The organism is Streptomyces sp. NRRL B-1140, from assembly GCF_001280065.1.
In the GTDB taxonomy this organism is placed as follows: domain Bacteria; phylum Actinomycetota; class Actinomycetes; order Streptomycetales; family Streptomycetaceae; genus Streptomyces.
This window is the reverse complement of the sequence record NZ_LGEA01000106.1, coordinates 47,949-67,938: the sequence shown is the minus strand read 5'-3', so window position 1 is coordinate 67,938 and position 19,990 is coordinate 47,949. Positions and strand designations below refer to the sequence as shown.

The window sequence follows — 19,990 nt, the reverse complement described above, 5'->3', positions numbered from 1 at the left end:
TCCTCCACGTCTACAACTACCATCGCTGCCACACCGCACTCGGAGGCCAGCCACCGATCAGCCGTGTGAACAACGCTCCAGGTCAATACACCTAGGTCGTGTCCTCGGTGAACGGCGAAGGGCGCCCGGCGAGTTGTGCCGGGCGCCCTCCGTGTGTCCGGTCAGGCCTTGGTCACCGACGCGCTCAGCGCCCGAACCCCAGGATCCCGCGCAGGCCGTCACCGGCCACCGCGGTGGCCGGCTGCGGCGCGCTCTGCGCCTTCTGCGCCGCCGGCTGCGGCTTCGGGTCGGGGTTCTTCTTGCAGACGGCGTCGGCCACACCGCTGCCGTGCGGGACCTTGCCGTCGGTGAGGTACGTCGCGAGGTACTTGTCGAGGCAGGCGTTGCCGCTGAGCGTGATGCCGTGGTTGCCGCCGCCCTGCTCCACGACCAGGCTGGACTTCTTCAGCAGCCGGTGCATGGTGACACCGCCCTGGTAGGGGGTGGCCGCGTCGTCCGTCGCCTGGAACAGCAGCACCGGCGGGAGCTTGCTGTTGGAGACGTTCACCGGCTTCAGCGACTTCGTCGGCCAGAACGCGCACGGCGCGTTGTACCAGGCGTTGTTCCAGGCCATGAACGGAGCCTTCTCGTACACCGCCCAGTTGTCCTTGCGCCACTGCTTCCAGTCGCGCGGCCAGGACGCGTCACGGCACTGCACCGAGGTGTAGACGCTGTAGCCGTTGTCGCCGGAGGCGTCGATGGCGGCGATGTTGTCGTACGCCTTGACCAGCGCCGCGGTGTCGTGGTTGTTGACGTAGGCCGCGAACGTCTGGGCGAGCGTGGGCCAGTAGGCGTTGTTGTAGCCGCCGGGTATGAAGATGTCCTCCAGCTCGGAGGCGCCCACCTTGCCGCCGGCCGGCTTCTTGGCCAGGGCCGCCCGCATGGCGTACCACTTGGCCTCGATCTTCTTCGGGTCGGTGCCGAGGTGGTAGGTGGAGTCGTACTTCGCGATCCACGCCATGAGCGCCTTGTGGCGCTTGTCGAAGGCGTAGTCCTGCTGGATGTTGTCGTCGTACCAGACGCCGGTCGGGTCGACGATCGAGTCCAGCACCAGGCGCCGCACCCGCTCGGGGAACAGCTTGGCGTATACCGCGCCGAGGTAGGTGCCGTACGAGTAGCCGAAGTAGTTGATCTTCGATGCGCCCAGGACCTTGCGGATCGAGTCCATGTCCTTCACGGCACTGACGGTGTCGATGTAGGGCAGGACGTCCTTGTACTTCCGGCCGCAGGCCTGCGCGAAGGCCTTGGCGCGGGCGAGGTTGGCCTTCTCGAGCGCCGGCGTGCTGGGTACGGAGTCGGGGCGGACCGGGTCGAAGTAGCCCGGCTTGCAGTCCAGGGCGGGCTGGCTCTTGCCGACGCCGCGCGGGTCGAAACCGATGACGTCGTACTGGGCGGCGACCGCCTTGGGCAGGGACGACGCGACGAATTCGGCCAGCGACAGACCGCTGCCGCCGGGACCGCCGGGGTTGACGAGCAGCGGGCCCTGGGACTTCGACGCGGTGTGCGGCACACGGGACAGAGCCAGGGTGATCTGCTTGCCTCGCGGCTTCGCGTAGTCGAGCGGCACCTTCACCGAGGCGCACTGGAGCGTCGGGGTGTCGTCGGTCCCGCACTTCTTCCAGGTGATCTTCGCGGCGGCGGTCCGGGCGGTGCTCGCGGACTGCGACGCGCTGGCGTTGGCGGGGACGGCGGTGAGGGTCCCGGCCAGTACGACGGTCGCGCCACACAGTACGGCTGCGCTTCTTCTCATGGAGTCTCTCGCAACGATGAGGGGGGTCAGGCCCGCGAGTGACGGGCCGTGCCGCATCGTTTCGGAACAGCGCACCGCTCATGTACAGATTCGACCGAGACTTGACCAAATCGAGTCACAGTCCGCTCTCAGAAACCCCCCGCAAAGGGGTGTCACGGCAATTCCGGACGGACCGTCAGGCCGACAGGGCGGGCCGAGGGGCAGACCGGCCGGACAGGGCAAGGGGCGCCCGAGGAAGACCGGGCGCCCCGGCTCACCCCGTACTCACGTCGCCGTGCACGTCACGGCCGGCACACCCCCGCCCCCGGGCGCGCCGCCGAAGCCGAAGCCCGCCGAACCGCCTGGTGCCACAGTGCCGTTGTGCGCCGCGTTCACCGCGGTGACGGTCGCACCGGTCTGGGTGTGGGTCGCGTTCCACATGTTCGTGACCTTCTGCGATCCGCTCCACGTCCAGGTCACCTTCCACGACTTCAGCGGCAGCGTGCCCGTGTTGGTCACCTTCACCTCGGCGTTGAAGCCGCCGCCCCAGTCGCTTCCGACGGTGTAGGCGGCGGTGCAGGTGGGTGTGCCGTTGCCGGGGTCGCCCGGGCCGGGACCGGGGGTTCCGGAGCCGAAGCCCGGGGCCTTGATGGGCGCCAGGTAGGCGTCCTTCGCCGTGTCGACCGTCTGCCAGTCGTCCTTGAGGATGCCGCCCGTGTCACCGGAGTTGGGGTTCCACGACCAGAACGTCCAGTGGAAGGCGTCGGTGCCGTACGCCGACGTCGAGCGCAGGTACTTCACCAGCTCGGCCAGCCACTTCTGGTCCACCGAGGACCTCAGCGTCGTACCGAACTCGCCGAGCCACACCGGGGCGATGTTCTGCTTGAAGATGTAGCCCCAGTGCTTGTCCCAGATGTCCGGCATGTTGGCGGGAAGGACGGGTCCGTGAACCAGGACTGGTCCGCCACCGACGTCGCGTAGTCGTGCGCCGAGTACACCAGCCGGTTCGGGACGTCCAGCCGGACCGGGTACTGGGCCACGCCCGCGAGGTTGCCGCCCCACCAGATGTTCGTGCCGTTGAACGACTGCACCCCCTCGACCATGATCAGCAGCTCGGGGTTGACCGACAGCACCGCGTTGCCCGCGCGCTCGGCGGCCAGGCGCCAGTCCCGGGAGGTGTCGCCGCAGCCCCAGCAGGCAGGGTCGTGGGGCTCGTTGTGGAGGTCGATGCCGATCACCGTGGGGTCGCCCTTGTAGCGGGCCGCCAGGGCCTTGAGGTTGGTGATCCACGTCGACTCGGGGACCGACGCCGTGTACCAGAGGGCCGACTGGCCCGCCGAGTCCGGGCGGTGGCGGTCCAGGACGACCTTGAGGCCGGACTGGCCCGCGTAGGCGACGATCCTGTCCAGGACCTGGAGGGAGGTCAGCCCGCGCAGGTCCGTGTTCTTGCCGTCGAAGGTGATGCCCTCCGGCGTGGCGCCGGGCTTGAGGATGTCGTCGCTGTAGGGCATCCGGAGGGTGTTGTAGCCCAGCGACCTGATCTGGTCGATCATGCTCTTGTAGTCGCGCGTCCACAGGCCGTGGGTGACGCGGTTGGAGGTCTCGAAGCCGAACCAGTTGATGCCGGCGATCCGGACCGGCTGCCCGGCCGCGTCCAGGATCTGCCGGCCGCTGGTGTGCCAGTAGCCGGCACCGGCGGCCTCGGCGGCGACATCGGCTCGTGCCGACTGCACGCCCGCCAGCGGTAACAGGAGCGCCGCGGCGACACACAGCGCTCTGCGCAGAGTGCGGAACATGTGGCTGCTTCCTCTCGGGTTCCTCAGGGAGGGGAGAGCACGGCACCCGGAACAGATGGGAGCGCTCCCATCACGCCGCGCACCTCCCAGAGAACTGATGCAACATGAGCACGTCAAGGCTCTGGGAGGTGTGCGACCGCTCCGTCGGCTACCGGCTCAGCTTCCGGAACCGCCGCACGGCCAGGGGCAGGAAGATCGCCGTGAGGATCACCGGCCACACCCCGGCCATCAGCAGGGCGTGCTGCTCCACCCAGGAGTCACCGCCCCCGACCGGCGTCCCGAACAGCTCGCGGGTCGCCGCCGCCGTGGAGGAGATCGGGTTCCATGCCGCCACCCAGCCCAGCCAGTCGGGCATGAGCTGCGGCGCGACGAAGATGCTGGAGATCATCGTCAGCGGGAAGGCGACCGCGAACAGCCCGCCCGCCGCCTCCGGGTTGGGCACCAGCAGGCCGAGCCACACCCCGATCCAGATCAGCGCGAACCGCAGCCAGAGCAGCAGACCGAAGGCGGCGAGGAAGCCGAAGCCGCCGTCCGGGCGCCAGCCCATGGCGAGGGCCGTGAGCATCATGATGGCCAACTCGGCGCAGGCCACGATCAGATCGGTGACCCCGCGCCCGGCCACCACGGCCGAGGACGCCATCGGCATGGAACGGAAACGGTCGATGACGCCCTTGGTGGAGTCGTAGACCACGACGGTCGCCGTGTTGATGAAACCGAACGCCATGGTCATCACGAACATGCCCGGCATCAGGAAGTCCTTGTAGTCCCCGCCGCCCGGCACCGTCATCGCGCTGCCGAAGACATAGCCGTAGAGCAGCACGGACAGGATCGGGAAGCCCAGTTGCCAGGCGATGTTGACCGGCTGGCGCTGGTAGTGGGTCAGGCCGCGGCGGACGATGTTCCAGCAGTCGGCGAGCAGCCAGTACGCGCCGCCCCGGGTGCTCGGTGTGCTCAGGTCGGTGGCACTCACGCCGCGGCCTCCTTCTCGGTGCGGTGTCCGGTCAGGCGCAGGAACACGTCGTCGAGGCTGGGCCTGCGCAGCCCGATGTCCTCCACGCGGACGCCCTCGTCCTGGAGGGTCCGTGCGACCTCGGTGAGGGCGGTGACCCGGTCGGCGACCGGGGCGTGCACCCGCAACTCCGTCTCGTCCGCCTCGGGTTCTCCGTCCGCGACCCGGGCGACGACCTTCACCACCCGCGGGATCTCGGACCGCTCGGCGACCACGACCTCGATCCGGTCGCCGCCGACCAGGTTCTTCAGTCCGTCCGGGGTGTCGTCGGCGATGGCCCGCCCCTGGTCGATGACGGTGATGCGGGAGGCGAGCTTGTCGGCCTCCTCCAGGTACTGCGTGGTCAGCAGCACGGTCGTGCCGCCCGCCACCAGCGCCCGCACGGACTCCCAGACTTCGCCGCGGCTGCGGGGGTCGAGACCGGTCGTCGGCTCGTCGAGGAAGAGGACGGCCGGGGCGAGGATCATCGACGCGGCGAGGTCGAGGCGGCGCCGCATACCGCCGCTGTACTTGCCGACGCCCTTGTCGGCGGCGTCGGCCAGGTCGAACTGCTCCAGCAGTTCGGTCGCCCGGAGCCGGGCCCGCCTGCCGCCCAAGTGGAAGAGGCGGCCGAACATCTCCAGGTTCTGCCGGCCGGTGAGCACCTCGTCGACCGCCGCGTACTGGCCGGTGAGACCGATCCGGGCCCGGACCTCGCGCGCCTGCCGGGCGACGTCCAGACCGGCGACCGTCGCGCTGCCCCCGTCCAGACGGACCAGTGTGGACAGGATGCGGACAGCGGTGGTCTTGCCCGCCCCGTTCGGCCCGAGCAGGCCGTGCACCGTGCCCTCGCGCACCTCCAGGTCGAAGCCGTCCAGGGCGCGTTTCTCGCCGTACCTCTTCTCCAGCGCCTCGGCCCGCACCGCGTACCCGTCCATGCCGCCCCCTCTCGTACGCCCGTGCCCCGCCGGCACCGAACTGAGTACACCGTACCCGATGGCGCGTACGCCGTACCCAGTTTTTTCGCGGGGATCTAAGCTGGGCTCCATGACGAGCGGTTCGAGTGGCACGGGCGGTACGGAGACCAGCGGCAGCGGCGACATCGCCCGCACGCTCGAACTGCTGTGGGACACCGGCCGCCGCCCCACCCGCGGCCCCAAACCGACCCTGACACTGGACCGGATCGTGGAAGCGGCGATCCAGGTGGCGGACAGCGAAGGACTGGAGGGCCTCTCCATGCGCCGCGTCGCGGCCGAGCTCGGCACCGGCACCATGTCCCTGTACCGGTACGTGCCCGGCAAGGGCGAGCTGCTCGACCTCATGCTGGACCGGGTGCAGCGCCCCTCCGAGAACCCGGCCGACCTCGGCGACGGCGGCTGGCGGGCGGCCCTGGAGGCACTGGCCCGCGCCACCCTCGCCCTCTACCGCGGCCACCCCTGGCTGCTCCAGGTCAACCAGTCCCGCCCGATCCTCGGCCCGAGCGCCCTCGACGGCATGGAGAAGGTGCTGACCCTGATCCGCCCGATGGGACTGAGCGACCCCGAGCTGGTCTCCGCGATCATCATGATCGACGGGTACGTCGTCGGGGCCGCACGCACGCAGCTGTACCAGTTGGAGGCGGAGCGCCGGACGGGCCTCACGGACGCCGAGTTCTGGCAGGCGCAGGTGCCGATCCTGGAGAAGGCCATGGCCTCGGGCCGCTACCCGGTGATGGCATCACTCTCCGAGGACGCCTTCGGCACGGACTTCGACCACTTCGAGTTCGGGCTGCAGCGGATCCTGGACGGATTGGACGTGCTGGTGGAGACCCGCCGAAACGCTCGGTGACCAGGCGTCGCGGGGCCCGCCCTCCGGGCGGACGACGACACTTCGCGGACATCTGCTAGCGCCGACGCCTCAGCCCCCGCACGGCCAGCACCGCCACCAGAACCGCACCCGCGGCGATCGCCCCCGTCCTCAGGTTGCCGCTCAGGCCCTCTCCCCCGCCGTCGGACGCGGTCGAACTCCCGCTCCCGGACGACGCGTCGGATCCGCCACCGCCCGGGGCGTCCTGCGGCTCCACCGGGCTGTCCGCGCCCTCGGCGCCGTACATCAGCTTCTTGCCGTCGGCGGTGTAGGTGACGGACTCCCCCTGCCCCAGGAACGGCACGCCGAGCCGCTGCTTCTTCTTGATCCTCCCGCCGTTCCAGTCGTAGGCGATCGCCCCGAAGTAGCTGCGCACGACGAGGTGTTCGCCGTCCGGGGAAAGGGCGGCGTCGGTGGCCTCCAGGTCGGGTACGGCGGCGATCGGACGGAAGACGTTCGTCCCGGACGGGGAGAGCCGCGCCGGGCCCTCGTAAAGATGCCCGCCCTTCTCGTTCTTGTCGACGATGTAGACCCGGCCGGTCTTCGGGTGCACCACGAGCGACTCGGCGTTCCGCGCGCCGTCGGAGTACTTCACGACGTACTGCGTGGCCTTGATCGTCTCGTCGCGCAGCTTCTTCGGCTCGGGCAGCCGGTAGATCCAGACGTACGGCCAGCTGCCGCCGAGGTTGTCGCCGATGTCGCCGACGTAGATCTGATCGTCCGGCCCGATGGAGACGGCCTCGACGTCGCGCGGGCTGCCCACGCCGGACATGGTGATCGTGGCGACCGTCTCGCCCGTCGCGCTGTCCACGGCGTAGAGATACGCCCCGTCGTCGCTGTCGTTGTGCGTCCAGTAGATGCCGGGGTGCTGCCGCGAGGCGGCCAGGCCGCTGGACTCGGTGATGCGCGGGTCCTTGATCGTGAACTTCCCGTCGCCGTCGGCGGCGGAGGCAGGCACGGCGAGGGCGCCCGTGAGGAGGGCCGCGGCGAGAAGTGCGAACGGTCTGCGCATGCCCCAAGCCTGCCATCCTGCCGCGCGGTTCACCGGCGTTACGGATCACGGCTCCACGGCCGTCCGAGGGGCGTGTCCCGACTCACATCCCGTCGGCCGCCGGGATCGTTCATCATGAGCGGATGCTCAGGTTCATGCCCGTCGGTGACTCCATGACGATCGGAAGCACGGGCGAACACACATGGCGCTACCGGCTGTGGCAGCACCTGTGCCGTTCCCACGGCGGCCCCTTCACCCTCGTCGGCCCCCGCGAGACGCTCTACGACAAGCACGCCGAGGCCCCGGTGTCGTACGGGTACGCCGATCCGGACTTCCCGCGTGCCCACCTGGCCGGCTGGGGCGAGGGCTGGCAGCACATGGCCCCGCTGATCGGCGAGGCGGTGCGGTCGTGCGGCGCCGACGTGCTCCTGGTCTCCCTGGGCCTGATCGACCTGGGCTTCTACACGAACGCCGAGCAGACCGCCGAGAACGTCCGGGCGTTCGTGTCCGAGGCACGGGCGGCGAACCGGCGGGTGGGCATGGTGTGGCTGCCGGTCACCCCCAACGTGCGCGCCCAGTCGGACGAGGCCTTCGCCGGCGAGGTCGCCCGCTTCAACGAACTCCTCGCCAAGACGGCCGCCGACCTCGACGAGCCCGGCTCCCCCGTCCTCCTGGCCTCACCCCCGCCCTCGTACGACGTCGCCACCGACACCTACGACGGCACCCACCCCAACGCGAGCGGCGAACACAAGATCGCGGCGGCTTTCGCGGAGGCGATGCACCAGGGCTGGGGCCTGGCGGCACCGTACGAGGAGTAGCCCCGCACCCGAAATGGTGCTTGCTTGGAGCGCACTTCAAGACGTTGGCTTGTGCCCCATGGAGTACACGCAGCTCGGACGCACGGGACTCAAGGTCAGCCGGCTCGTCCTCGGCACCATGAACTTCGGCCCGCAGACCGACGAGGCCGACAGTCACGCCATCATGGACGCGGCGCTGGACGCGGGCATCAACTTCTTCGACACGGCCAACGTGTATGGCTGGGGCGAGAACAAGGGCCGTACCGAAAGCATCATCGGAAGCTGGTTCGCCAAGGGCGAGGGACGGCGCGACAAGGTCGTCCTCGCCACGAAGGTCTACGGCAACATGGGCGCCGACGGCCCGGCCTGGCCCAACCACGACAAGCTCTCCGCCGTCAACATCCGGCGGGCCGTGGACGCCAGCCTCAAGCGGCTCCAGACGGACCACATCGACGTGTACCAGTTCCACCACGTCGACCGGAACACCCCCTTCGAGGAGATCTGGCAGGCCATCGACGTCCTGGTCCAGCAGGGCAAGATCCTCTACGTCGGTTCTTCGAACTTCCCCGGCTACAAGATCGCCCAGGCCAACGAGATCGCCGCCCGGCGCGGCGGGACCATCGGCCTGGTCAGTGAGCAGTGCCTGTACAACCTCGCCGAGCGGCGCGCGGAGATGGAGGTCGTCCCGGCCGCGCAGGAGTACGGGCTCGGCGTCATCCCCTGGTCGCCGCTGCACGGCGGTCTGCTGGGCGGTGTACTCAAGAAGGAGGTCGAGGGCAAGCGCCGCGCCTCGGGCCGCGCGGCCGACGCGCTGGGCGACCCCGCGACCCGGACACAGATCCAGTCCTACGAGGACCTGTTGGACAAGCACGGCATCGAGCCCGGCGAGGCCGCCCTGGCCTGGCTGCTCACCCGCCCGGGCGTGACCGGCCCGATCGTCGGCCCGCGCACCGCCGAGCAGCTCGCCTCCGCGGTCCGCGCGTCGGAGCTGGAACTCTCCGAGGAGCTCCTGGCCGGCCTGGACGAGATCTTCCCGGGCCCGGGCCCGAGCCCGGAGGCTTTCGCCTGGTAACACCTGGAGGGCGACGCCCTTCTTTGAAGGGGCGCGGGGAACTGCGCGACAAGCCCCCACCGGCCCGCAGCCGAAAGCGACGGGCAGCCCCCGCCCCTTTACCTCCCCAGCACGGAAGCCAAGGCGACGACGAGAAACATCAGCACGAGCACACCGGCCATGATCCGGTTGCGGGTTTTCGGGTCCACGCACCCGAGCCTAACCGGCGCCCCCGAGTGCCCAGCGCCCGACCGCCTCGTAGCGGGGCTGCTCCCCCGGGACCCCGGACGTCGGCAGATTGCTCCGTACCAGGCAGAGCTCCCGCACGGTCCAGGTCCGGCCCGAGAACCCCGCGAGAGTGTCCACAAAAGCCCGCACGTCCCCCGCCGCCCGGCTCCGCGCCACGGTCAGATGGGCCTTGTACCGCCGGTGCTCCCCCATCGGCACCCCCGCCTTGCGCGCCGCCGCCTCGGCCCGCTCGGCCAGCAGCCGGAGGGTGGCCAGGTCCCCCTCGGCCCCGGCCCACAGCGCCTTCCCGTGCCCGAACTGCCCGCCGCCCCGTACGGCCAGGTCGAACGGCTCGGTCCGGCGCGCGGCCCGCTCCAGCCGCTCCGACAGCCCCGGGACGAGGCCGTCGTCGACCTCACCGTAGAACGCGAGGGTGAAGTGCCAGCCGGGACGGCCGGTCCAGCGCATGCCGTCGGCGCCGGGCAACCCGCGCAACTCGTCGACCACGGAGCCGAGTTCACGACACACCTCGTCAGGGGGCAGCACGGCCGCGAAGAGTCTCATGGCACCAGCCTGGCACCATGAGGCCATGCGGATCACCATCCGGGACGGCGGGCCCGACGACATTCCCGCGATACTCGGCATGCTCGACAGCGGCGTGGAGTGGCTGGTCTCCCAGGGGCGCACGGGGCAGTGGGGGACGCGGCCCCTGTCCCAGAGCCCGAAGACGGTGGAGTCGGTCCGCCGGTACATGGCGGAGGGCAGCGTGTACATGGCCGACGCCGACGGCGTCCCCGCCGGCACCCTCACCCTCACCGGCTCGGCGGGCGCCTACCTGTCCCACCTCCCGCAGCCCGGCGAACCGGAGCGCTACATCCACTGGCTGGCCTCGGACCGCCGCTTCAAGGGGCACGGCGTGGGCAGCGCCCTGTTGGCCCACGCCGCCGAGGAGACCCGCCGCGCGGGGATCTCCCTCCTCCGCGTCGACTGCTACGCCGGCGACGACGGCAAGCTCGTCCGCTACTACGAGTCCAACGGCTTCACCCGCACTGTGGCCTTTACGGTGGGCGAGGACAAGTGGCCGGGGCAGTTGCTGGCCCAGCGGGTGTAGGCACGGGCCCCGCGGACCCGGGCGTGTCCTGGTCACCGTGCGTATCGTTGTACTGCGCGGATTCATCCACGGGTGCGGCCGGGGAGGAGCGCCACGATGACCGTCCTTGACGACAGGATCGAGATGGCCGAAAGCAGCGGCGAACTCACCCTCGACATGATGTTCGAGTGGGTCGAGACGATGCCCGTCCCCGAGGGTTACAAGGTCGAGATCGTCGGGGGGAATATCTTCATGGCGCCTCAGCGGGACACCCACTGGGACATCATCCTGGACATCGTCGAGCAGCTGCGCGCCAAGTATCCGCGCAAGCGCGTGAAGTCCGACGTACGCGTCGACTACCCGGGCCACCTCAACGGCTTCGCCTCCGACATCACGGTGATGTCGGAGGCCGCGGCGAAGAACGCCAAGGGCCTGTGGCGCTACCAGGACGTCGAGTTCGTCGCCGAGGTGATCTCCCGGAAGACCGGCGCCAACGACTACGGCCCCAAGAAGGACGCGTATGCCGCCGCCGGCGTGCCGGTGTACCTGATCGTGGATCCGTACACCGGCCGCTGGCATCTGCACACCAAGCCCAAGGACGGCGAGTACCGCGGCGAGCTGAGCCTGGACTTCGGGGACGAGATCGACCTGACCGGAACAGTGGTCGGGCTCGTCCTCGAGACCGGCGAGTTCCCCCGGGACTGACGCCGAACTACGCCGCGGGAGCCAGCGCCTCCTGCTGCTCCCGGGGCACGAACCGCACCCGGGGATGCCCGCCGTGCCAGCCCACCGACAGCCGCAGGTTGCCGACGCGGGCCAGGATCAGGCCGATGACGGCCGCGGCGAGTGCCGCCACCGCGCCGCCGGCCGCGAGGCCGACCCTGGCGCCGTAGGTGTCGGTGATCCAGCCGACGATCGGGGCGCCGACCGGCGAGCCGCCGAGGAAGATCATCATGTAGAGGGCCATGACGCGGCCGCGCATGGCCGGGTCCGTGGACATCTGGATGCTGGTGTTCGTCGTGACGTTGACCGTCATGCCGAACAGGCCCAGCGGGATCATGAACAGGGCGAACATCCACAGCGTGGGGGTCGTCGCGGCCACGATCTCCAGCGCGCCGAAGGCCATGGCCGCCACGATCAGCAGCCGCAGCCGGGCGGTGCCACGCCGCGCAGCGAGCAGGGCACCGACGAGCGAGCCGACCGCCATCAGCGTGTTGAACAGGCTGTAGGCGCCCGCACCGGCGTGGAAGACGTCGTCCGCGAAGGCCGAGAGGTAGACGGGGAAGTTGAAGGCGAACGTCCCCACGAAGCCGACCAGGACGATCGGCCAGATCAGCTCCGGACGGCCGGTGACATAGCGCACGCCCTCCCGCAGCTGCCCCTTGCCGCGCGGGGCGCGTTCCACGATGTGCAGCTCGCGGGCGCGCATCAGCAGCAGGCCGGTGAGCGGTGCGATGAAGGACAGGCCGTTGAAGAGGAACGCGAAGCCGGTGCCGACGCCGGTGATGAGGAGGCCCGCGACGGCGGGGCCGACCAGGCGGGCGGACTGGAAGTTCGCCGAGTTCAGGCTGACCGCGTTCTGCAGCTGCCCCGGGCCGACCAGCTCGGAGACGAAGGACTGCCGGGCCGGGTTGTCCACGACGGTGGCCAGACCGACCGCGAAGGCGGCGACGTACACGTGCCACACCTGGACATGCCCGGTGAGGGTGAGGACGGACAGGGCGATCGCCGTGAGCGCCATCGAGGACTGTGTCACGAGCAGCGTGGGCCGCTTGCGCAGCCGGTCGACGAGGACACCGCCGTAGAGGCCGAAGAGCAGCATCGGCAGGAACTGCAGCGCGGTGGTGATGCCGACGGCGGCGGAGGAGCCGGTGAGGCTGAGCACCAGCCAGTCCTGGGCGATGCGCTGCATCCAGGTGCCGATGTTGGAGACCACCTGGCCCATGAAGAACAGGCGGTAGTTCCTGACCTTCAGGGAGGAGAACATCGAGGACTTGCGCGGGAGCGTGTCGGAGGCGGGTGGGGAATCGTGGGGGTCAGGTGCGGGGGCGGAAGCTGCTCCGGGTCCCGAACTCAAAGGGTTCGCCTCCTTGCGACGACTGCTGCTTACAGGTGCGCGAGCTTCTCCAGCACGGGGGCGGCGGCGCGGAGTTTCGCCCACTCGTCCTCGTCGAGGTTCTCCACCAGCGTGGCCAGGAACGCGTTCCGCTTGGCGCGGCTCTCCTCGAGCATGGCTTCGGCCTGCTCGGTGCGTGTGACGACCTTCTGGCGACGGTCCTCGGGGTGCGGCTCCAGCCGGACCAGTCCCTTGGCCTCCAGCAGTGCCACGATGCGGGTCATCGACGGCGGCTGGACGTGCTCCTTGCGGGCGAGCTCACCCGGCGTGGCCCTGCCGCACAGCGAGAGGGTGCCCAGCACCGACATCTCGGTGGGGCTGAGCGATTCGTCGACCCGCTGGTGCTTGAGCCGACGGGACAGCCGCATCACTGCGGATCGGAGGGAGTTCACGGCGGCCACGTCGTCGCCATGGTTGAGGTCCGGCATGTTCTTTAGCGTAACTCATTACTCTCGCTAAATACCAACCGGAACACGCGAGACCGCCGTGACGCCCGCCACTGAACCGTGACATCACTCATATGAGTGACAAGGCGGTGGAACGCGCCCCGCCGGGCCGAACGCTGCCGCGACCCTCATGCCCATGGGGACCAGCGTGCTCAGCCTGCGAATAGACCACGACCTGCTCGAACGGCTCAGGCACCATGCCGCGAAAAGGGGAATGAGCGTCCAGGACTATGTCGTCCGGACGCTCATTCGAGATGACTTCGACCAGCGCTTCCAGGCCGCCGTCGAGGAGACGGAGCGGTTCTACGGCGCCCCCGGCTCCGGCGACGACGATCAGGTCAGACCCAGCGCCGGCATCAGGTAGTAGAACGCGAACACCGCCGCCACCGCGTACATCGCCGGCGGCACCTCCCGGCCGCGCCCGGCGGCCAGGCGCAGCACCGCGAAGGTGATGAAGCCCATGCCGATGCCGTTGGTGATCGAGTAGGTGAACGGCATCATCAGCATCGTCACGAAGGCCGGGACGGCGATCGTGTAGTCCGCCCAGTCGATCTCCTTCACCGATCCGGCCAGGATCAGGAAGCCGACCGCGACCAGGGCGGGTGTGGCCGCCTGGGACGGGACCATCGTGGCGACCGGCGTCAGGAACAGGGCGACGGCGAAGAGACCGCCGGTGACGACGTTCGCCAGCCCGGTCCGGGCACCCTCGCCGACACCGGCCGTCGACTCGACGAACGCGGTCGTCGCGGAGGAGGAGCTGGCGCCACCGGCGGCGACCGCGAGGCCGTCGACGAACAGCACCCGGTTGATGCCGGGCATCTGGCCCTCGCCGTCGGTCAGCTTCGCCTCGTCGGAGACGCCCATGATCGTGCCCATCGCGTCGAAGAAGCACGACAGCAGCACGGTGAAGACGAACAGCACCCCGGTCAGCACGCCGACCTTCCCGAAGCCGCCGAACAGGCTGACCTGCCCGATCAGCCCGAAGTCGGGGCTCGCCACCGGGTTGCCCGGCCACTTCGGCGTGGTCAGGCCCCAGCTCGGCACCTTGGCCACCGCGTTGACGACCACCGCGAGGACCGTCATGGCCACGATGGAGATCAGGATCGCGCCGGAGACCTTGCGCACGATCAGCGCCAGGGTCAGCAGCACACCGAGCACGAAGACGAGGACCGGCCAGCCGTTCAGATGACCGTCGCCGCCCAGCTGGAGCGGGACGGTGGTCTGGGCGGCGTCCGGGATCCGGGAGACGAAGCCCGCGTCGACGAGCCCGATCAGCATGATGAACAGGCCGATACCGATGGAGATGGCCTTGCGCAGCCCGTAGGGCACGGCGTTCATGACGCGCTCGCGCAGCCCCGTGGCGACCAGCAGCATGACCACGAACCCGGCGAGCACCACCATGCCCATCGCGTCCGGCCAGGACATGCGCGGGGCGAGCTGGAGGGCGACGACGGAGTTCACACCGAGACCGGCGGCCAGGGCGATCGGGACGTTGCCGATGACGCCCATGAGGAGCGTGGTGAGCGCGGCGGTCAGGGCCGTCGCCGTGACCAGCTGCCCGTTGTCGAGCTGGTGACCGTACATGTCCTTGGCACTGCCGAGGATGATCGGGTTCAGCACGATGATGTAGGCCATCGCGAAGAAGGTGGCCAGACCGCCGCGGACCTCACGGGACAGGGTGCTGCCCCGCTCGGTGATCCGGAAGAAGCGGTCGAGTGCGCCGAACGTGGGCCCGGCTCCCGGCTGCTGAGGGGCGGGGACCTTGGCAGGAGCCGAGGAGGACATGTGTTGGAGTTTCCTACGAAGAGAAGTGGTCAGACACAAACCGTTTCAGTATGAACATATAAGGTCCCCATCGGCCATCTCCGCGCGTAGACCTGATCGCCTCGTAAGCTGTCCCCATGGCGAAGTGGACCCCCCGACACGAGGCGCCGGAGCCCTTGGAGGGCCCCGTGGTCGCCACCATCACCGGCGGCACCATCCTGTGGTTCGTCCTCTTCCTGGTCCAGCTCCCGTTCTACGGCTGGTTCGACGACCACGGCCACACCTGGTGGGTGTGGACCTGCCTGGCAGGCGCCGGGCTGGGCCTGATCGGCATCTGGTACGTCCGCAAGCGCGACGCCGCGATCAAGCGCGCGGCGCAGAACCCGACGGCCACGCCCCGGTAGCCCGAGCCGAGACGCTCCCGCACCCGCCGTCGGACGCAAGGGGCCGGGTCGGGGGGTGTCCGCCCGCAGCGGTTGTCGCGTCAACGCACAGTCAGTCGGCGTGCAAGCCCATCGCGACGTTCCGAGGACGGACACCCCCCGGCGCGGCCCCGACCCACACCCGGCGCCACGCGAAAACGCGCACCCCCACCCGGCGCCACGCGAAGCCCCTCACCCCCCCGGCGCCACGCAATGCCCCTCACCCCCCGGCGCCAGGCGAAGACACAAACCCGCACGCTCCGACGAGACACGCCCCCGCCCCCTCCCTACGCTCAGGAGATGGCGGCGAACGCTCGAAGACCGTCGGCGCGCAACCGCCGCCCGACCGGTGAGGAGCGCAGCGATGACGACGCAGAACAGTGCGGTCGAGGCCGACCGTGCCCTGAAGTCCAAGCACCGGGCGATGTGGGCCCAGGGCGACTACCCGTCCCTGGCCGCCGAGGTCATCCCCGAACTGGGAGCGATTCTGGTCGAGGCGTGCGGAGTGCGCCCCGGCCGGCGGGTCCTGGACGTCGGCGCCGGCTCCGGCAACGCCGCGATCCCGGCGGCCCTGGCCGGTGCGGACGTGGTGGCCTCCGACCTGACGCCGGAGCTGTTCGAGGCCGGCCGGGCGGCGGCCGAGAAGCAGGGTGCGCACCTCACCTGGCAGGAGGCCGACGCCGAAGCCCTGCCGTTCGGCGACGCGGAGTTCGACACCGTGCTGTCCTGCGTCGGCGTCATGTTCGCCCCGCACCACCAGGAGGCCGCCGGCGAACTCGTCCGGGTCTGCCGCCCGGGCGGCACCATCGGGCTGCTGAGCTGGACGCCGCAGGGCTTCATCGGCCGGATGTTCGCCGTGATGAAGCCGTACGCACCGCCGCCCCCGCCCGGGGCAGAGCCGCCGCCGCTGTGGGGGGACGAGGACCATGTACGCGCCCTTCTCGGCGACCGGGTCACGGACGTCCGCGCCGAGCGCCGCACGGTCCGGGTCGAGCGCTTCGAGACGCCCGAGGCGTTCCGCGACTACTTCAAGGAGCGTTACGGCCCCACGATCAGCGTCTACAAGAACCTCGCCGGTGATCCCGAACGCACCGCCGCCCTCGACGGCGCCCTGGTGGACCTCGCCCGCGACGGGGACCTGGGAACGGGCTCGGGCGCGACCGTCCTGGAGTGGGAGTACCTGCTCCTCACGGCCCGCCGGGCGGGCTGACGGCGGGCCCCGGCACCGTGGTCCGACGCGGTGCAACTGCCGTACGACCACGGCACGAAGTCCGTCCTCCCCAGGTCGGATCTTCACCACATTCAGCGGGTGAAGCGGCAAATCCGCACGTACCGTCGAATGCATGACGCATCTCGACGCGGGTGCCCGGCCCGACTCCGCGCGGCCGGCGACGGTCACCTCACGCGAGACCGGCCTGACCTTTGCTCAGGTCGCCGAACGGGTGGAGCGCGGGCAGGTCAACGACGTGCCGGTGCGCAGCAGCCGGTCCACCGTCGACATCGTCCGGGCGAACGTCTTCACCCGCTTCAACGCGATCATCGGCGTGCTGTGGCTGATCATGCTGGTGGTGGCGCCGATCCAGGACAGTCTGTTCGGGTTCGTGATCCTCGCGAACACCGGCATCGGGATCGTCCAGGAGTGGCGGGCGAAGAAGACGCTGGACTCGCTCGCGCTGATCGGCGAGGTCAGGCCGACCGTGCGCCGCGACGGGACCGCCGCCCAGGTCAGCACGTCCGAGATCGTGCTGGACGACCTGATCGAGATCGGGCCCGGGGACAAGGTCGTCGTCGACGGGGTCTGTGTCGAGGCGGACGGTCTCGAGATCGACGAGTCGCTGCTCACGGGCGAGGCCGACCCGGTCGTGAAACAGCCCGGAGACCAGGTCATGTCCGGCAGCTTCGTGGTGGCCGGCGGCGGGGCCTTCCAGGCGACGAAGGTCGGCCGTGAGGCCTACGCCGCCCAGCTCGCCGAGGAGGCCTCCCGCTTCACCCTCGTCCAGTCCGAACTGCGCTCGGGCATCTCCACCATCCTCAAGTACATCACCTGGATGATGGTCCCGACCGCGATCGGCCTGGTCGTCAGCCAGCTGTTCGTCAAGGAGAAGGGCTTCGACGACTCCGTCGCCCGCACGGTCGGCGGCATCGTCCCGATGGTCCCCGAGGGCCTCGTCCTGCTCACCTCGGTCGCCTTCGCCATCGGCGTGATCCGGCTCGGCCGCAAGCAGTGCCTGGTGCAGGAGCTGCCCGCGATCGAGGGGCTGGCCCGGGTCGACACCGTCTGCCTCGACAAGACCGGCACCCTCACCGAGGGCGGCATGGACGTCACCGAGCTGCGTCCGCTGCAGGGCGCCGACGAGACGTACGTACGGAAGGTGCTCGGTGCGCTCGGCGCGTCGGACCCGCGGCCCAACGCCTCCCTGAAGGCGATCACCGACGCCTACCCGGCCGTGGAGGGCTGGCGCTGCACCGGGGCCCTGCCGTTCTCCTCCGCCCGCAAGTACAGCGGCGCCGCGTTCGACGAGGGCGACGGTCGGTCCGGCCGGTGGCTGCTGGGCGCGCCCGACGTGCTGCTGGCGGAGGACGATCCGGCCCTGGCCGAGACCGGCCGGCTGAACGAGCAGGGCCTGAGGGTGCTGCTGCTCGCCCGGGTCGCGCGCGACCTGGACGATCCCGAGGTGGCGAAGGGGGCGAAGCCCGTCGCCCTGGTCGTGCTGGAGCAGCGGCTGCGTCCGGACGCCGCCGACACCCTGCGCTACTTCGCCGACCAGAACGTCCGGGCCAAGGTCATCTCCGGCGACAACGCGGTGTCGGTCGGCGCGGTAGCCGCCAAGCTCGGGCTGTCGGGCAGCACCCTGGACGCGCGGCGGCTGCCCGCCGGGCAGGAGGGGATGGCCGACGCCCTCGACGGCGGGACGGTGTTCGGGCGGGTCACCCCGCAGCAGAAGCGGACCATGGTGAGCGCGTTGCAGTCCCGCGGGCACACGGTCGCGATGACCGGCGACGGGGTGAACGACGTCCTCGCCCTGAAGGACGCCGACATCGGTGTGGCGATGGGCTCCGGCTCGGAGGCGACCCGGGCGGTCGCGCAGATCGTGCTGCTGAACAACAGCTTCGCGACGCTGCCGTCGGTGGTCGCCGAGGGGCGCCGGGTCATCGGGAACATCACGCGGGTGGCGACGCTGTTCCTCGTCAAGACGGTGTACTCGGTGCTGCTGGCCGTGCTGGTGGTGTGCTCGCAGGTGGAGTACCCGTTCCTGCCGCGCCACCTGACGCTGCTGTCGACGCTGACCATCGGCATCCCGGCGTTCTTCCTGGCGCTCGCCCCCAACAAGGAGCGCGCGAAGCCGAACTTCGTGCGGCGGGTGATGCGGTACGCGATCCCGGGCGGGGTCGTGGCGGCGCTGGCGACGTTCGCGACGTACCTGATCGCCCGGGAGTACTACACGGGACCGGGGTCGCTGGACGCGGAGACCAGCGCGGCGACGCTCACGCTGTTCCTCATCTCGATGTGGGTGCTGGCGATCATCGCCCGCCCGTACACGTGGTGGCGGGTCGTCCTGGTCGCCTCGATGGCCGGGGCGTTCCTGGTGGTGCTGGTCGTGCCGTGGCTGCAGCACTTCTTCGCGCTGAAGCTGGTGGGGGTGACGATGCCGTGGACTGCCGTCGGCATCGCGGGGGTCGCGGCGGCCACCCTCGAGGTTCTGTGGAGGTGGGTGGACCGCCGCTTTCCCGCTTAGCGCTCGGCTCGGGCGGTGAGCACTTCTGCCGTATGTCGTCCGCGAGCCGTGTGTGGCCGTTCGCGCAGTTCCCCGCGCCCCTGAGGGGGCGCTTCTACTTCACGTCGACGTAGTCGCCCGTGGCGTTGACGGCCGGGGTGGTCGTCGTGCCGGCGAAGCTGAAGCGCCAGTAGCCGTCGTAGGCGGCGGTGGCGGTGGCCTTCACGTTGCCGGTGCTGTCGGAGTACACCGTCTTGACGGTGGTGTACGTGCTGCTGCCCGCCTTGCGGAACTGGAGCTTGACCGGCTGGTTGGTGTAGCCGTGGTAGGCGTTGTCCTCCCAGTTGGCGCGGGACAGCTTGCCCGTGGACGTGATGGTCTTGCCCTTGGTGACGGGCTCCGGGCCGGCGTTGACGGTCAGCTTGGAGTAGCGCTGCACCTTGGTGGTGCCGAGGCCCCCCTGCATCTTCTCCTCGTCGTTGCTGGTGACGGCGAGGGCACCGGCGCCCCAGGTGCCGGCGTCGGAGTTGAACAGGTCGCCGTCGGCCGGGCGGAGGTTGATGACGCCCTTGCAGTTGAGGACCGTCGAGGAGGCGGCGGTGCAGCTGGCCGGGTCGTCGCTGATGAAGAGGTTGTCCGCGGCGTCGATCGAGGAGCCGTGGTAGATCAGCGGGCCGGTGGCGAAGTTGTCGGAGCTGGTGTCGAGGTCCGCGGCATGGGTCACGGAGAAGGTGACCGGCACGCTCACCACGTTGGTGGTGCCGACGACGATGTTCTTGCCGCTGTTGACCTTCACATTGGAGAAGGTGACGTCGAGGGTCGAAGCGGTGGTGCCCGCGCTCGCGTCGGCCGAGGCGGAGCTGAAGGCCTGCTTGCCGGACGGGGCGTCGGCGGCGTGCGCGGCCGGGACGACGAGGGCGGAAAGGGCCAGGGCGCCGGAGACGGCGGCCACGGTGGCTCGCATGTGCATGT

18 protein-coding genes and 1 pseudogene are annotated in these 19,990 nt (G+C 70.0%); 9 read left to right on the top strand and 10 right to left on the bottom strand.

Annotation, left to right across the window (positions count from 1 at the left end):
- Window positions 1-184: 184 nt before the first annotated feature.
- From ADK65_RS24650 to ADK65_RS24635, 4 genes and pseudogenes are all read right to left on the bottom strand, one after another.
- Window positions 185-1,789, bottom strand: a complete 1,605-nt coding sequence (locus ADK65_RS24650) for an alpha/beta hydrolase (protein WP_053672663.1) — start codon at window positions 1,787-1,789, stop codon at window positions 185-187.
- A gap of 264 nt (window positions 1,790-2,053) precedes the next feature.
- Window positions 2,054-3,564, bottom strand: a pseudogene (locus tag ADK65_RS24645) (cellulase family glycosylhydrolase).
- A 148-nt stretch (window positions 3,565-3,712) separates the two neighbouring features.
- On the bottom strand, window positions 3,713-4,534 hold the full coding sequence (locus ADK65_RS24640; protein ID WP_053672661.1) for an ABC transporter permease: 822 nt from the start codon (window positions 4,532-4,534) through the stop codon (window positions 3,713-3,715).
- Complete coding sequence (locus ADK65_RS24635; RefSeq protein WP_053672659.1) at window positions 4,531-5,490, bottom strand: ATP-binding cassette domain-containing protein; 960 nt, start codon at window positions 5,488-5,490, stop codon at window positions 4,531-4,533. Before ADK65_RS24635 ends, ADK65_RS24640 begins: the two co-directional genes overlap by 4 nt.
- A 109-nt stretch (window positions 5,491-5,599) precedes the next feature.
- Here ADK65_RS24635 and ADK65_RS24630 point away from each other — a divergent pair, with 109 nt between their 5' ends.
- Window positions 5,600-6,379: a TetR/AcrR family transcriptional regulator gene (locus ADK65_RS24630; protein ID WP_053672657.1), complete on the top strand. Its 780-nt coding sequence runs from the start codon at window positions 5,600-5,602 to the stop codon at window positions 6,377-6,379.
- A 55-nt stretch (window positions 6,380-6,434) separates the two neighbouring features.
- Here ADK65_RS24630 and ADK65_RS24625 read toward each other — a convergent pair whose 3' ends face one another.
- Window positions 6,435-7,409, bottom strand: coding sequence for a hypothetical protein (locus tag ADK65_RS24625; protein ID WP_053672655.1), 975 nt, complete (start codon window positions 7,407-7,409; stop codon window positions 6,435-6,437).
- A gap of 122 nt (window positions 7,410-7,531) precedes the next feature.
- Between ADK65_RS24625 and ADK65_RS24620 the strand changes: the two genes are divergently transcribed.
- Window positions 7,532-8,206, top strand: a complete 675-nt coding sequence (locus ADK65_RS24620) for an SGNH/GDSL hydrolase family protein (RefSeq protein WP_053672653.1) — start codon at window positions 7,532-7,534, stop codon at window positions 8,204-8,206.
- Window positions 8,207-8,264: 58 nt separating this feature from the next.
- On the top strand, window positions 8,265-9,257 hold the full coding sequence (locus ADK65_RS24615) for an aldo/keto reductase (RefSeq protein ID WP_053672650.1): 993 nt from the start codon (window positions 8,265-8,267) through the stop codon (window positions 9,255-9,257).
- A gap of 198 nt (window positions 9,258-9,455) precedes the next feature.
- Here ADK65_RS24615 and thpR read toward each other — a convergent pair whose 3' ends face one another.
- On the bottom strand, window positions 9,456-10,028 hold the full coding sequence (gene thpR / locus ADK65_RS24610) for an RNA 2',3'-cyclic phosphodiesterase (protein ID WP_053672648.1): 573 nt from the start codon (window positions 10,026-10,028) through the stop codon (window positions 9,456-9,458).
- 25 nt (window positions 10,029-10,053) lie between these two features.
- Between thpR and ADK65_RS24605 the strand changes: the two genes are divergently transcribed.
- Both ADK65_RS24605 and ADK65_RS24600 read left to right on the top strand, forming a co-directional pair.
- On the top strand, window positions 10,054-10,575 hold the full coding sequence (locus ADK65_RS24605) for a GNAT family N-acetyltransferase (RefSeq protein ID WP_053672646.1): 522 nt from the start codon (window positions 10,054-10,056) through the stop codon (window positions 10,573-10,575).
- A 96-nt stretch (window positions 10,576-10,671) separates the two neighbouring features.
- The gene (locus ADK65_RS24600) at window positions 10,672-11,259 is read left to right on the top strand and encodes a Uma2 family endonuclease (protein ID WP_053672644.1); all 588 of its coding nucleotides are present in this window, start codon (window positions 10,672-10,674) and stop codon (window positions 11,257-11,259) included.
- A gap of 7 nt (window positions 11,260-11,266) precedes the next feature.
- Here the strand turns inward: ADK65_RS24600 and ADK65_RS24595 are convergent, their stop codons facing one another.
- Window positions 11,267-12,631 (bottom strand): MFS transporter, encoded by a 1,365-nt coding sequence (locus ADK65_RS24595; RefSeq protein WP_053672642.1) that lies wholly within the window; start codon window positions 12,629-12,631, stop codon window positions 11,267-11,269.
- A 29-nt stretch (window positions 12,632-12,660) separates the two neighbouring features.
- The gene (locus ADK65_RS24590) at window positions 12,661-13,098 is read right to left on the bottom strand and encodes a MarR family winged helix-turn-helix transcriptional regulator (protein ID WP_053672640.1); all 438 of its coding nucleotides are present in this window, start codon (window positions 13,096-13,098) and stop codon (window positions 12,661-12,663) included.
- A gap of 148 nt (window positions 13,099-13,246) precedes the next feature.
- On the opposite strand from ADK65_RS24590, the gene ADK65_RS24585 reads away from it, so the two are divergent.
- Window positions 13,247-13,480 (top strand): ribbon-helix-helix protein, CopG family, encoded by a 234-nt coding sequence (locus ADK65_RS24585; protein ID WP_107092378.1) that lies wholly within the window; start codon window positions 13,247-13,249, stop codon window positions 13,478-13,480.
- Here the strand turns inward: ADK65_RS24585 and ADK65_RS24580 are convergent.
- Entirely contained in the window at window positions 13,450-14,901 is a 1,452-nt protein-coding gene (locus ADK65_RS24580) for an NCS2 family permease (protein WP_053672638.1), read from the bottom strand. The genes ADK65_RS24585 and ADK65_RS24580 overlap by 31 nt on opposite strands.
- A gap of 116 nt (window positions 14,902-15,017) precedes the next feature.
- Here ADK65_RS24580 and ADK65_RS24575 point away from each other — a divergent pair, with 116 nt between their 5' ends.
- The 3 genes from ADK65_RS24575 (at window position 15,018) to ADK65_RS24565 (ending at window position 19,039) form a co-directional block, all read left to right on the top strand.
- Window positions 15,018-15,284, top strand: coding sequence for a DUF2530 domain-containing protein (locus tag ADK65_RS24575; RefSeq protein WP_053672636.1), 267 nt, complete (start codon window positions 15,018-15,020; stop codon window positions 15,282-15,284).
- A 382-nt stretch (window positions 15,285-15,666) separates the two neighbouring features.
- Window positions 15,667-16,512 carry a class I SAM-dependent methyltransferase gene (locus tag ADK65_RS24570; protein ID WP_053672634.1) on the top strand — a complete coding sequence of 282 codons (846 nt, stop codon included), beginning with the start codon at window positions 15,667-15,669 and terminating at the stop codon, window positions 16,510-16,512.
- Between the two features lie 133 nt (window positions 16,513-16,645).
- Window positions 16,646-19,039, top strand: a complete 2,394-nt coding sequence (locus ADK65_RS24565) for an HAD-IC family P-type ATPase (RefSeq protein WP_053672632.1) — start codon at window positions 16,646-16,648, stop codon at window positions 19,037-19,039.
- Between the two features lie 94 nt (window positions 19,040-19,133).
- Here the strand turns inward: ADK65_RS24565 and ADK65_RS24560 are convergent, their stop codons facing one another.
- Window positions 19,134-19,988 carry a hypothetical protein gene (locus ADK65_RS24560; RefSeq protein ID WP_053672630.1) on the bottom strand — a complete coding sequence of 285 codons (855 nt, stop codon included), beginning with the start codon at window positions 19,986-19,988 and terminating at the stop codon, window positions 19,134-19,136.
- Window positions 19,989-19,990: the final 2 nt, after the last annotated feature.